Below are 13,098 nucleotides of genomic sequence, written 5' to 3' on the forward strand. Positions count from 1 at the left end.
TGGCGGACTCTTTCGCGAAGATCTCACTTCGGATAGAGCGGCGGCAACCCTGCATCGCCTGTCGGGTCCTGTATCCGCTCGGCTGCGGGCAGGGTGCGGATGGCGCGCCACAGGTCTTCGCCCATCCAGAACTTGCCGGTTTCGCTGTACAGCGCGCCGTTCAAGCCATCCAGCGCATCGGACAACGGTACGAAACGGGCGGCCATGTCGGCCAGGGTTTCAGGCTGCTGGCGTGCCCAGGCATCCAGTGCCTGACGGGTTGCATGGGGATCGTTGGCGGTACATGCACGCTTGAGATCGTCCAGTACGGTACGCGGACTTGGGCCGGTCTGCACCGAACGGGTCACCGCTGGCTGGCCACGTGCCCGCCACCAGAGAATCAGGCTCAGCAGGGTGGTCAGGGCGAACAGCACGGTACTCAGTTGCCACGGCCAGACCGGCGGCCCCATGACCGTCAGGCCACCTTGTTCGTTATTGACCGGAGTGTCCACCGCCAGCCCCGGATTGTTGTTGATCTGCAGGGTGCGTGCAGGGAGGCTGCTGTGTTCCAGATGATCTTCGCGGGTGTTCCACCAGGTCACGTCCACGGTGGGCAGGTCGATGGCGCCCGGACGATTGGGGACCAGGGCTTCACGTTCTTCACGGGTGCCGATCAGGCCGCGCTCGCTGACCAGATTGCCCAGTTGCGGTTGATCCGGGTAATGCCTCAGGCCCGCTACCTGTGTGGCGGGCAAGGGCGGCAATTGCGAGCCGGACAGGCCTTCGGCCTTGAGAATGATGGTGCGGGTCAGGGAGTCGCCCACCTGGCTGTTGCCCGGTTCGGGGTTCCAGCTTTCTTCCAGTGTCACGCTGCGGGCTGGCAACCAGGGCACATCGGCCGGGTAGTCAGCAGGCTTGGGTTTGACGTTCAGGGGAACCTTGGCGGAACTGACCCGCATCAGCCGGCCCGGTTGCGGACCGAACGGACTGGCTTCCTGATTCGGTGAGCCGGTCTGTACCAGTGTGGCACTGAAGACCAGTGCCGGAACTTCCAGGGTGCCGCTCTGCTGGGGGTAGATCGCATAGCGCGTTTCGATCACGCCATGGCGTACGCCATTGATCAGCTTTTCATAGGTGCGTGAGTCACCGAGTTTGTCGACTCGCGCCTCGGCAATCTGCAAGGGGCTCAGGCTGCTGTCGTCGAACAGCGATACCGAGTGATAGATGCGCAGGGTCAGCACCGCCTGGGCCTGCACATAGACGCTTTCCTGATCCAGGCTCGTCTCGATGAAGATCGGCGCCAGCTGGTTGCCTTTCTCCCGGGTATCGCTCTGCATGACCTGCAGGCTCACGGGCTGGCTTTTCAGCTCGCCCAGTTGCAACGAAGGAATCACGACAATGCCCGACTGGCGGGGCAGCAGGGTGATGATCCAGCGGGTGGTGGCCTGGTTGCCGCTATCCAGCGTGGTCAGCCGGTTGATCTGGCGGGTACCGCGCACATCGAAGTTGGCGTCCAGAGCGCTCAGGTCAGGTTTGCCGAACAGCGTGACATCGGTGGTTTCCAGAGTCAGTTCCACGGTCTCGCCGGAATTGAGGCGCGTGCGATCGACCTTGGCGATCAGCTCCGCTGCCTGTGACGACAAGACGACCAGCCCCAGGAACAGGCCGGTCAAAAGGGGATACACACGACTCATCGGGTCTTTTCCTGATGTTGCTGTTCGTAGCGAAACTTGCGCCGCAGCAGTTCGCCGGGATCGTCCGGGATCTGCCTCAGCCATTGATCCAGCGCCTGACGTCGTTCGACGGTGATCTGGCTCTCGGCCGGCTGAATCGGTGGGCGAGTGGTTGGTTCATCGTCTTGCGTCGAGCCTGTATTATTGTCGGTGCCTGCCGATTCGGGGGGCTGGCTGTCGGTGCTGCTGTCTTCCTCGGATTGAGGCTGATTCTGTTCCGTTTCGGGCGTGTTGCTGGCCTGCTGGTGCGGCGTTTCGTGGCCTTCTTCGCCTTGCTCGCTCTTGTCCTGCTCCGTTTCTGAAGCGCCTGGGTTGTTGGCCTGATCCAGCAAACGCTGGATCAATGCCTTGTTGAATTGCGCCGCCGGGAAGTCCGGTTGGCGTTCCAGGGCCTGTTCATAAGCGTCCAGTGCCGCTTCCAGTTCGCCGCTATGGGCCAAGGCATTGCCGCGATTGTAATGGTCGGCAGCCGTGTTGCCCTCGGCGAAGCGCTGGGCCGCCGTGGCGTAGTCTCCCGCTTCATAAAAGGCCATGCCTTTCCATTGCGGGTTTTCAAAGTGTTGTGCTGCTTCGGCGGGTCGGCGTTGTTCCAGCAGGCGCTGGCCTTGTTGATCCGGGCGCAGCCACAGGTCCTGAAACTCGAACGCCTGACTGTTCTGCGGCAGCATGAACAGCAACGGCAGACAGAACAGCCAGCCCCGTCGTCCGGCGCAGGCTGCCAGCAGCAACAGCGGCAACAGGAACAAGTAGCCCTGATCGGCCCAGGTATCCAGTTGCAGGACTTGCCCGTCGCTGCGCAGATTCTGCGGACCGGCGAACAGGCCCAGGCTGCGCAGGTCTTCATCGTCCATTCTGGCTTGACGATAGCTGCCGCCCACATTGTTGGCGAAATCATTGAGGCTGGCGCTGTCCAGGCGCGGCACCATGATCGCGCCCTGAGCGTCCTTGAGCAGGCTGCCGTTTTCCAGGGTCACCGGAGCCCCTTCGGCAGTGCCGATGCCCAGGATCAGCAGCGGCGGCGATTGGCCTCTGAGCAGTTGCTCGATCCCCTGGCGTTCCTGTTCGCTCAACGATGAGCCGATCAACAGAATCCGGCCCTGACCCAGCGCACCTTGCTTGAGCAGGTCGAGGGCTTTCTTGACGGCCAGATCGGCACGTTGACCGGCCTGGGGCATGATCGATGGCTTGATGGCATCCAGCAGGTTATGACTGGTCACCTGATCGTCGGACAGTGGCACCAGCGTGTGGGCGCTGCCAGCGTAAACGATGATGGCGGTCTGCGAGTCGCTGCGGGCCTGCAACAGGTCCAGCAGTTTGCGTTTGGCCTGCTCCAGGCGGGTCGGCGAACTGTCGGTGGCGAGCATTTGCGGCGTCAGTTCCAAAACCACCACCAGTGGGTCGACCGGCTTCTGGCTGATCTGCTCGACACGCTGCCAGCCGGGACCGAGCAAGGCCAGCACGGCCAGCGTCCAGCAGATGCCCAGAATGACCCACGGCAATTTATTGTTGCGTCCGCGTCCGCCGTTGAGCAGCGCAGAGTGGAACGCCGCGGGCATGATCATCTGCCAGCGTCCGGCGCGTTTCTGCCGGTGCCAGAGGTGCCAGATCAACAGGCCCAGCAATGGCAGGATCAGCAGCCACCAGGGCCTTAGCCAGTGAGGCCAGAGCGCGATCATCGTGGCCTCCGGATACGTGCCAGGCGCCTGCGCAGACCTGCAAGTCGTTGCTGGTTGAGCAGGCGTTGCAGGGCGTTGTTGGCCCACAGATCGACGAAGACCAGCAACACACTCCCCAGCAGTGCCGCCGCCAGCGGCCATTGATACAGCGCCATGGCCGGACGAGCCTGGGTGGGCTGCTGGGCAACGGGCTCCAGTGAATCGAGGGTGAGGCGGATCTTTCTCAGCTCATCGCCGTCACGGGCGCGGAAGTACTGGCCGCCGCTGAGGGTTGCGATTTCCTTGAGGGTGGGCTCATCCAGATCCAGGCTGGGATTGAGGCCGAGCATGCTTTGCACACCGCTGCTGTCGGGGTCGGAGCCGATGCCGATGGGGTAGATTTTCACTCCTTCCTCAGCGGCCAGCCGTGCAGCGGTCACCGGGTCGATCTGCCCGCCGTTGTTGGCGCCGTCGGTCACCAGCACCAGCACCCGGCTGTTGGCCGGACGCAGGCGCAAGCGTTTGAGCGCCAGGCCGATGGCGTCACCGATGGCTGTGTTCTTTCCGGCGATGCCGATCCGGGCCTCATCGAGCCAGACGCGGACGGTGCGGCGGTCGAAGGTGAGGGGCGCTTGCAGAAATGCCTGACTGCCAAACAGGATCAGGCCGACGCGATCACCCTGGCGGCTTTCAAGAAAGTCGCCCAGCAGGTGCTGGACCAGAACCAGCCGGCTGACGTCTTCGCCTTTCCACTGCATGTCGGGGTAGTCCATGGAACCGGACACATCCACGGCCACCAGCAGATCCCGGCCGCTGGCGGCAATCGGCAGCGGTTCGCCCAGCCATTGCGGGCGCGCCGCAGCGATCAGCAGCAACAGCCAGATCAGCAGCAGTGGCAAGCGTTGCCGCCAGGCAGGCAGATTGGCCTTGGCCCGGCGTCCGCTCAACTCTTCAAGTTCGTTGAGAAAGCTGACTTTGAGCGCCGCTTCACCGCTGTCTGCAATTGGCAGCAAAAACCGCATCAGCCAGGGCAATGGCAGCAGGGCGAAGACCCAGGGCCAGGCGAATTCAAACATGTTTGCGAATCCAGGTTTCGACCGACTGTGTCAGGCCGGTAATGGCCTTGTCGTCGAGTTTGCATTCGGGTTTATAAGCGCCTTCGACCAGAATCATCCAGCGGGTCAGGCCCGCGGCGGGGCAGCGGTTATCGAGGAAAGCCAGCCATTTTCGACCGTTGAGGGTATGGCTCTGGCTGTGCGGGTAGTGGTTGCGGCACACGCGCTTGAGCAGACCATTGATCTGTTGCAGCCAGGCACCGGCCGGTGCGCCGTCGTAGGGCTTGGGCAGGCTGGCCAGCTCGGCCAGCGCCGCAAGGCGGACCGGGTCCAGAGGTTGCTCGCTGCGACGGTTGCTGGATTTGACCGGCAGCAGCACGCGCAGCCGCCAGAAACCCCAGGCCACGGCAGGTATCAACAGCATCAGCAGCCACCAGCCTGGTGCCGGTGGCCAGAAGCCGATGGGCGCGGGCGTAATCAAGGGTTGCAACTGATCCAGAGGGTTCATTTGTTCTTTACCGGACGCCGGGCATCCAGATAGTCACGCAACTGCTCGACCATGGCGGTTTGAGTGCTCAGGGGCATGAGCAGGACCCGAAGTTTCTTCGCCAGCAATTCCCAGCGATCGGAGCGGGCCTCGCCCTGTGCGCGATAGGCCTTGCGCAGCTCCGGGTCCAGTGTGTCGAGTTCCAGCTGGGCGCCTCGCTCGGCAAAACGCAGCAGGCCGGCGGCGGGCAGGGCGCGGTCCAGAGGATCGGAAACCGGCAGCAACAGCAGGTCGCAATGCCGTGACAGCAGGCTCAATTGCTGTTCGGCCGCATCGGACAGGGCGCGTTCGTCACACAGTACAATGACCAGACTGCCAGGGCGCAGCACCTCGCGTGCCCGGCGCAGGGCAATGCCGAATGCATCGCGGTCGGCGGCGATTTCGGTATGCAGCGACTGATTGACCCGCACCAGTCGATTCAAAAGCTGCAACAGGCACTGCTTGCTGCGCCGGGGCTTGATTTCGTAATGCTCGTTGTCGCCGAACACCAGCCCGCCGATCCGGTCGTTGTGTTCAAGTGCAGCCCAGCCGATCAGCGCCGCAGCCTGGGCCGCGAGCACCGATTTGAACATCAGCCCCGACCCGAAGAACAGGCGACGGCTTTGCTCCACCATGATGAAGATCGGGCGTTCGCGCTCTTCATGGAACAGCTTGGTATGCGGCTCCTGGGTCCGGGCCGTGACACGCCAGTCGATGCTGCGCACATCGTCACCTGCCTGATAGACCCGCACCTGATCGAAGTCCACGCCACGCCCGCGCAATTTGGAGTGGTGCAGGCCGATCAAGGGGCTGCGCCTGCTTGGCGTCGAGAACAGTTGCACTTCCCGCACGCGATGGCGCATCTCGATCAGTTCGCTGAGGCTGACACGAATGCCCGGCTGTGAGATCAGGTAGGGTTGCATGGCTTCAGGCAACGGCGACGACGTCGAGGATCCGCTGGATGACACGGTCCTGATCAATACCGGCAGCCTCGGCCTCAAACGACAGAATGATGCGATGGCGCAGCACGTCGAACAGCACTGCCTGAATGTCTTCCGGGCTGACGAAGTCGCGTCCGGCCAGCCATGCATGGGCACGTGCGCAGCGGTCCAGGGAAATGGAGCCACGTGGGCTGGCACCATAGCCGATCCACTCGGCCAGTTCCTGATCGAACTTGGCCGGAGTGCGGGTGGCCATGACCAACTGCACCAGGTATTCCTCCACCGCATCGGCCATGTACAGACCGAGGATTTCCTTGCGGGCGGCAAAGATCGCCTGCTGGCTGATCCGGCGTTCGGGCTTGGTTTCGCCATTCAGGGCTTCACCACGGGCCTGTTGCAGGATCTTGCGTTCTACGGCCGCGTCGGGGAAACCGATCTTGACGTGCATCAGGAAGCGGTCCAGCTGCGCTTCGGGCAGCGGATAGGTGCCTTCCTGTTCGATGGGGTTCTGCGTAGCCATGACCAGAAACAGCGGCGACAGGTCATAGGTGCTGCGCCCGACGCTGACCTGACGTTCGGCCATGGCTTCGAGCAGGGCCGATTGCACCTTGGCCGGAGCACGGTTGATTTCGTCGGCCAGTACCAGATTGTGGAAGATCGGCCCTTGCTGGAAGACGAAGCTGCCGGTTTCCGGACGGTAGATCTCGGTGCCGGTGATATCGGCCGGCAGGAGGTCCGGAGTGAACTGAATTCGGTGGAACTGCGCTTCGACGCCTTCGGCCAGCTCCTTGATGGCCTTGGTCTTGGCCAGACCCGGAGCGCCTTCGACCAGCATGTGGCCGTCGGCAAGCAAGGCGATCAGCAAGCGTTCGATCAGCTTTTCCTGGCCGAGGATCTGCGTTGAAAGAAATGTTCGCAGCGCAATCAGCGCTTCACGATGTTCCATCGATGAGTGTTCCTGGCAAGGTAATCAGCGGTGTCACACGACACCGAAGCTGGGGGCGATACTTTAATCCATCCCGATAGGGATCGACTAACCGCTACAGGGTTTTTTATACACTTTCAGGAAGTAGGTGGCGTTTATTTGGGAATCGTCCCACATGTTTTGTCAAAGATGCGTGTAGGTGTGTGAACTGGGAGGGGCCTTGGCCGCGACGACCAGCTTCCAGTCACTGCATTTTCAGAGGCTTCAACATGCTGTCGCGGCCAAGGCCCCTCCCACGGATTGCCTGCTCACTCAATCGCAATATGAGTGTCAGAAGACGCTATCTACCCTGTGTCGTTCGGGCGACGTTTTATAGCCGATAGAAGTCTGCGGCGTTCTCCCATAGAACCTTGTGTGCAGCCTTTTCGCCCAGTGACTCCATGACCAGTTCGATATCGCTCGCCTGGAAAGGGCGTGGTGCGCGGGTCGAGGGCAGGTCGGTGCCGAACATCAAGGCATGGGGGTTGGCCGAGTAAATGTCCTTGAGCGCTTGCTCCACCGGAAAGTCCACACGCCCGAAGCCACACGCCTTTACCCGTATACCCCGCTCTGCAAGACGCAACACGGTGGGCATGCCTTCCCGGCTCAGGCCCAGATGGTCGATGCTGATTGCGGGCAATTGCAGCAGACGGGTTTCGATTTCGGCCAGTTCCCGTGAGTCGATATAAAGCTCTGAATGCCAGCCCACTTGCCTGTGGACTCGTCTTGCCAGTGTCTCCAGTTGATCAAGTTGCTCTGAACCGCCGCGCTTGAGGTTGAAGCGCAGGGCGCGCACGCCGAAGCCGTTGAGGGTTTCGAGCTCGGCATCGGTGACGGTGGCGGGCAACTGGGTCACGCCGACGAAGTCAGGCCCCAGTCGACGCAGCGCCTCCAGCAGATAGCCCTGATCGAAAGCCTGGAACGACCCGGAAACCACGGCCCCGCCTACGACACCCAGCGCAGACGTAGCCGCCTGGTAGTCAGCGACGCCGAAAGGGTCGGGCAAGTAGCCATTGTTGGCCTTGAGCGGGAAGTGCGGATCGATGATATGGCAGTGGGCATCGAAGATAGGCTGCATGACAGGCTCCAGATAGCGAAGCCCTCACCTTACTCCTTTGCGTTGCTCGAATTCGCTGATGTATGTACCGACATTTTCAAAAGTTATCTGCAGTTCAGCTCTGCCGCCCGTTTATCTCCCATTGTTGAATACCTTTGCCGCCTGTCTATTAGAGGGCGTCGAGGAGGGCAGGGTCTGCTTCACTTTTTCATTAGCGGTCTTTAGCAGTGGCCATTTCATGGACGAAATGACTCGGTGTGTTGCCATCATGAAGAAGGAAGCTGGAAAAGTCGCCCAGGCAGATTCTGCTCTGGCGATTCTGTTGAAAAGATTTGCTCAGCCTCAAACGCCACAAGCGGCTATCAGTGATCGATTCCCCTCGGTGTTCAGCATTGCCAAAGGCACCACTGCGCAACTGCTCGAATCTGACCCTTTGCTGCATATATCGACTGCGCGTAGTTTGCATGCCGCATCTGTTTCCATGACTGCAATGGTTGCCCGGCAGTTTCGGGAAAGGCGACTGACGGCTTCGGTGCGGCGAGCGTTACGTTACGAAAACGGGATCTCCAGTCTGGTAGACACACCTACTTATACCGACATGTTCAACCCTGACTGGGCCAGCCATTGTCCTCCTGACGCAATCGAAGCTACTACTTCGCCAATTGCCTATCTGGCAGATCTGTACCGGGAAGTGGAGACCATCGAAAAGACAGGCGATCAGGAACGAATCATTACCCTGGCAACTCGACGACCTGATCTGGCTTCGTTGATGCTGGATCATAACGCACTCAATCGCATTGAGCCGACTCTGGTATTGGCCAATGAAATTCTTGAAAAGTCGATTCGCAGTTATCTCGATGGCATCAGCCTGCAAGACAAGTCGGTGGATGATGTCATGTTGGAAACACGTTATCCGTTTGCATTGCCATACGAACGTTACCAGCAGCAAATCAACTACGTGCTCAATCGCAGGGAGCGTCTGCCCGGCGATCCGATTCGGGCCGCGGATCCGGCTTATCCGTACTTCAAGGAGCCGGGTGTACATTCGCTGCTGTCCGATATCGCGCTGATACAGGACAGCGGTCTGGGGCCTGTGCAGCAGGGGATATTGGTTGAAGCGCCGCATATGGTCGCGCTTGCGCCTGATGATCAAGGCAGGGTGATCAACCAGCGACGTATCAACCCCAGAAATGGAAAGCTTGAAAGCGCGCTTCCGGCAATATCAGATTTTTTCAAGGACCACTTCGGCACCGATGACATACTGGCATTAACTGATACTCAGACGTTCTGCCTGAGAACCGGGCTGAGCACTGACCAGCTCGATTCATTACTGTCGGTGGGACCTTACGCACCCTCGCTATCAGCCAACGTCACTGATCCAGGCGCAACGGTTGACGGTTCAGCTTACGGCTCGGTTTATATAAACGCCGGGCAAAGCCCTGGAATCGCCATCAAGTCGACTGAGGAGCAGGGAGTACCCGTCCATCGCTTGATCAATTGCCCGGTCGAGCGCTTTGATCGGATGAATCGCATGATTCGTCTGGCGCGCTGGCTGCAATTGCCGTTCGAGGATGTGGATCAACTGCTCACAGCTTCCCAGCAAGCGGAGCAGCGTGCAGCCAATGTGGTTCGGCGACGTACGGCATCTTCCCCGAATCTCATTACGCAGGACACGCTGCGTGCGCTTGGCTTGTTCCAGGTAGTGCGCACTCTATATGACGTCCCGGCAGAAGATTTTGCAGCGCTGCTTTACGGTATGGCGGTACACGCTCGTGGCAAGACGCCGTCGCAGTTCGACCGGATATTCAATCGTCAGGCCATGTTTTCCATACCGCTTGTTCTGGACGGTTCGCCCTTCACGATAACGCCGAAGAGCGAAACCGAACGGCAGAAAGTCGACCACTTGTGTGCGGCACTGGGGTTGACCTATGAGATGTACCGGTTCGTTGCCAAGGTTGTCGAGCAGTCCTGGGCGGGTGAGTCTTTGCACTGGACGCGGGAGGTGGTATCTGCCTTTTATCGGCTGGTCAGGCTGCCACGCTATCTTGGGCTCACTACGATTGAAACGCTGGCGCTCCTTGAACTACTGGACGATGGCGGCAGTCAGTTGACCTCGAAACTGGCCGGTATTACACAGATTGCCACTTATTACGCTTCGGCCAATACCGACACTTTGAGTGTCATCCATGCTCTGGTGGACTGTGCAGCGTGGCTACAGGCAAACAAATGGACCGTCGCGCAATTGTGCCGTCTGGTATTGCCTGCCGTAACACAGCCCGTAGCAACCGATGCCGAGCACAATCTGCTGCAACAAATCCACTCACGGCTGACGTCTGCGCTTATCACCGAAAGCAGTTTTGCCCAGGTCGGAGCGCCTGACTCGTCACTGATCCTGCAAGTCGATGACAATGGCATACAGGCTTATCTCAGCGAACCGATCGACTGGTTTGCAGAGTTGAGCGGTTTTGTCGATGCCGGGACGACGAACCCGGCTGCCAAAGGGTTGGTGAAGTATTTGAAGGGAGAGAGCGAAGAGGTATTCGAGCACGCTCTCAGCAGTGATGTGAAACATGTTCTGGAGACGCTAGGTCTGCCAGTCGAGGAGTTACATCCAAAAATTACCAATATGATCATGCGCGCCAGGGGCGCACAGGAAGCCTTGCTGATGGAAGGCCTCGCGGGTTATTTGGGTGCATCCGCAGACCAGGCCAAGGCCCTGTTGTTCTGGAGTGAGGGCAACCGCTATCAATTGCTGGCTGAAGTGCTGCGTGTCTACGGTTTCAGCACGACAGCAAATGTTGCCATTGGGGACGAGGTTTTACTGGTTCTGGATGCTCTGTCAAAACGTGCTGTGCTCTGTGGGCATCTGACGCTGAGCCCGGCGCTGATCATTCAATATGTCGAGCATCCCGAATGGTTTGGTCTACCGGATACCGAACTGTCTCTGCAATCCGTTTACTTCCTTACCCAGTACGCCAACGCACTACGCCTCAGTGAGCAGGACGAAGACACGTTGCTCGACTATTTTCGGTTGATCAACACCCTTTGGGAAGGCGCAACGGAGGGCGACAAGCGTCTGATACGTGACAGCGCTGCCAGCAAACTGGCCGGCTTTCTGCGTTGGGGGGTACGTGATGTCCTTGCAGTTGCCCACCAGTTGAACCCCGATACAGGCGTCATTTTTACCCTCCGTGAGTTTGATGTATTGGCGCGCGAGTCCTTGCTCAGTCGGCATACGGGACTGGACGCAAATGCCTTGTTGGCTCTGCATGAACTGACTCCGACAACCTCGACCGAACTCTATCGCAAGGCGGCGGAGCTGGCACTGAGCTGCTTGACCGAGGCCGTGCCCGCAAGTGCTGTTGGTGAAGTGGGGCAAAGCCATTCCAGTGTGATTACCGTGACTCCAGATTACCTGGTGGCCCAGCGTGGGGGAGAACTCGCAACCTACACCATCACCTTGCGTGATTTCATGGATGAGCCTTTGGACAATGTGACGGTCAGTTGGACGACGGATCTGGGCAGTCTTGATCAGGTAAGCAGTATCACGGACGAATATGGACAAGCCTCGAACACTCTGCGTAGCGGTAACGTGATGGGGATGGTGCATGTTGTCGCCCATTACGGACTTGGCGAGCAGTTGATGGCCCCGGTTGTGGTCATTGGCTGCGATGAAGATTCCTTACACTTCATAGAGGGGGAATACGAGCCTTCGACGGCTCTGGCCAATAAAATTGAGGGTATTTATTTCTCTGTCACGATGGTCGATGACTATGAAAATAAGGGAATTGATCGTGCTGTTGAATGGGGCGCGACCCTCGGGGAGTTTAAACGCTTTCAAACCTATACCGATGATCAAGGTATTGCCAGAGCTGAGTTGCGGAGCCGGCCTGCGGGTGAGTCCATAGCGATTGCACACTATAAAAATGGCCGTGAGTGGGAATTTGTTCCTGTCGAGTTTGTGAGTATTCCTTATTTTCAATATGTGCGCTTCAGCAATACGGTAGTGGTCGGTGTTGAAGCTGAGGTACGTTGCAGTCTTGTAGAACTGGATGGTACGCCCGTTATGGGTGCGGAAGTGACTTGGAGTGATGATGTGGGTGGGGTGTTAGATGCAACCAGTAAAACCGATGATAACGGTATTGCTATTGCACGATTCATTACTGATAAAGAGGGTAAGGTTGTGGTGACTTCTAGTGTGGGTGCCCCAACCAAAGACAAGCACAGTGAGCAAACGGTAATTTATCCAGCGGCCGTCATTGATAAATACGAAGCAAGTGATGTCGAGTTTCTTGTCGGGAGTGCGGACCCTCTTGTATTTTCTGTATGGCTGAAAGCGGGCGGGCAGGTTGTTCGGCGTTTTCCTGTCGAGTGGTTTATTGATGAAGGGTTGATTGCTACCACTTACACTGATAGTAATGGTGTTGCAAATTTTAGTTCAAAATTTACAACGGGAAAACATGTGGTAAAAGCGGTTGTCGGCGGCACTGATGAGTCAGTTGAGTTTCCAGTTTCTGCATTGCCTCCGTGTGAGTTTGAGGTGGTAGTGGACGGGACGCATGATCCGAAAAATCCTGATCTTCTGGCGAAAGGATATTCACATAGTCTGCTTGTGAAAGTTGTTGATCAAAGCGGGAATGCTCTTGAAGGTGTTGAGTTTAGGATGAGCCATGTCTATCAACCGTTTAACTATACTATTGTGGGGCTTGAAGAAACCAAGGTGTCCTCGTTGGAGGGAATCAGATTTCCGGTTCATTGTTCGCACAGTGCTACCTACGGGGAGATTGCAGTGACTCTGAGTGGGCGCTTGCCAAAGACGTTTGTAAAGTCTTACAAGATTGGATGGCTCTGGAGGATGGAGGCTGCGAATGTATTTAGCTTTAAAGAAGACTGCGATATATATTACGCGGATTGGGGGAGTAATAGCTACTTGGCTGGTCGTGATGCAGGAATAATGACCTCGCCACTTGATGTGAGTATCATGATTGATTTTTCTATTAAGGGTAAAGATTGGAGGGCTTCTGTGCCTGTTGTAGATATGGGGAACATTATCATGGCGTATATAAGACCTCCTGATGTTGAGGGGGTGGCCGTAGGTGATGTGTTGGTATCCAGTTATTCCACTGGCTTGAATGGTTATATCTCTGTTGTTTCGGGGGAGGTTGTAGTCCGCCTCCTCGGCTAAACT

7 protein-coding genes and 1 pseudogene are annotated in these 13,098 nt (G+C 58.2%); 1 reads left to right on the forward strand and 7 read right to left on the reverse strand.

What is annotated here, in order from left to right:
- Window positions 1-23 precede the first annotated feature (23 nt).
- From KGD89_RS07500 to KGD89_RS07530, 7 genes and pseudogenes are all read right to left on the reverse strand, one after another.
- A complete protein-coding gene (locus KGD89_RS07500) occupies window positions 24-1,673 on the reverse strand; it encodes a BatD family protein (RefSeq protein ID WP_025259177.1) in 1,650 nt (549 codons plus the stop codon).
- A 295-nt stretch (window positions 1,674-1,968) separates the two neighbouring features.
- Window positions 1,969-3,388, reverse strand: a pseudogene (locus KGD89_RS07505) (VWA domain-containing protein); the annotation flags it as partial.
- Window positions 3,385-4,443 carry a vWA domain-containing protein gene (locus KGD89_RS07510; protein ID WP_025259179.1) on the reverse strand — a complete coding sequence of 353 codons (1,059 nt, stop codon included), beginning with the start codon at window positions 4,441-4,443 and terminating at the stop codon, window positions 3,385-3,387. The gene KGD89_RS07510 and the pseudogene KGD89_RS07505, both read right to left, overlap by 4 nt.
- Complete coding sequence (locus tag KGD89_RS07515) at window positions 4,436-4,930, reverse strand: DUF4381 domain-containing protein (RefSeq protein WP_025259180.1); 495 nt, start codon at window positions 4,928-4,930, stop codon at window positions 4,436-4,438. The genes KGD89_RS07510 and KGD89_RS07515 overlap by 8 nt, the downstream gene beginning before the upstream one ends.
- Window positions 4,927-5,871: a DUF58 domain-containing protein gene (locus tag KGD89_RS07520; protein WP_025259181.1), complete on the reverse strand. Its 945-nt coding sequence runs from the start codon at window positions 5,869-5,871 to the stop codon at window positions 4,927-4,929. Before KGD89_RS07520 ends, KGD89_RS07515 begins: the two co-directional genes overlap by 4 nt.
- A gap of 4 nt (window positions 5,872-5,875) precedes the next feature.
- On the reverse strand, window positions 5,876-6,835 hold the full coding sequence (locus tag KGD89_RS07525; RefSeq protein WP_025259182.1) for an AAA family ATPase: 960 nt from the start codon (window positions 6,833-6,835) through the stop codon (window positions 5,876-5,878).
- A gap of 349 nt (window positions 6,836-7,184) precedes the next feature.
- The gene (locus tag KGD89_RS07530) at window positions 7,185-7,931 is read right to left on the reverse strand and encodes an amidohydrolase family protein (protein WP_025259183.1); all 747 of its coding nucleotides are present in this window, start codon (window positions 7,929-7,931) and stop codon (window positions 7,185-7,187) included.
- Between the two features lie 58 nt (window positions 7,932-7,989).
- Between KGD89_RS07530 and KGD89_RS07535 the strand changes: the two genes are divergently transcribed.
- On the forward strand, window positions 7,990-13,095 hold the full coding sequence (locus tag KGD89_RS07535; RefSeq protein ID WP_074568935.1) for a Tc toxin subunit A: 5,106 nt from the start codon (window positions 7,990-7,992) through the stop codon (window positions 13,093-13,095).
- Window positions 13,096-13,098 lie beyond the last annotated feature (3 nt).

The sequence above is a fragment of the Pseudomonas cichorii genome (assembly GCF_018343775.1).
In the GTDB taxonomy this organism is placed as follows: domain Bacteria; phylum Pseudomonadota; class Gammaproteobacteria; order Pseudomonadales; family Pseudomonadaceae; genus Aquipseudomonas; species Aquipseudomonas cichorii.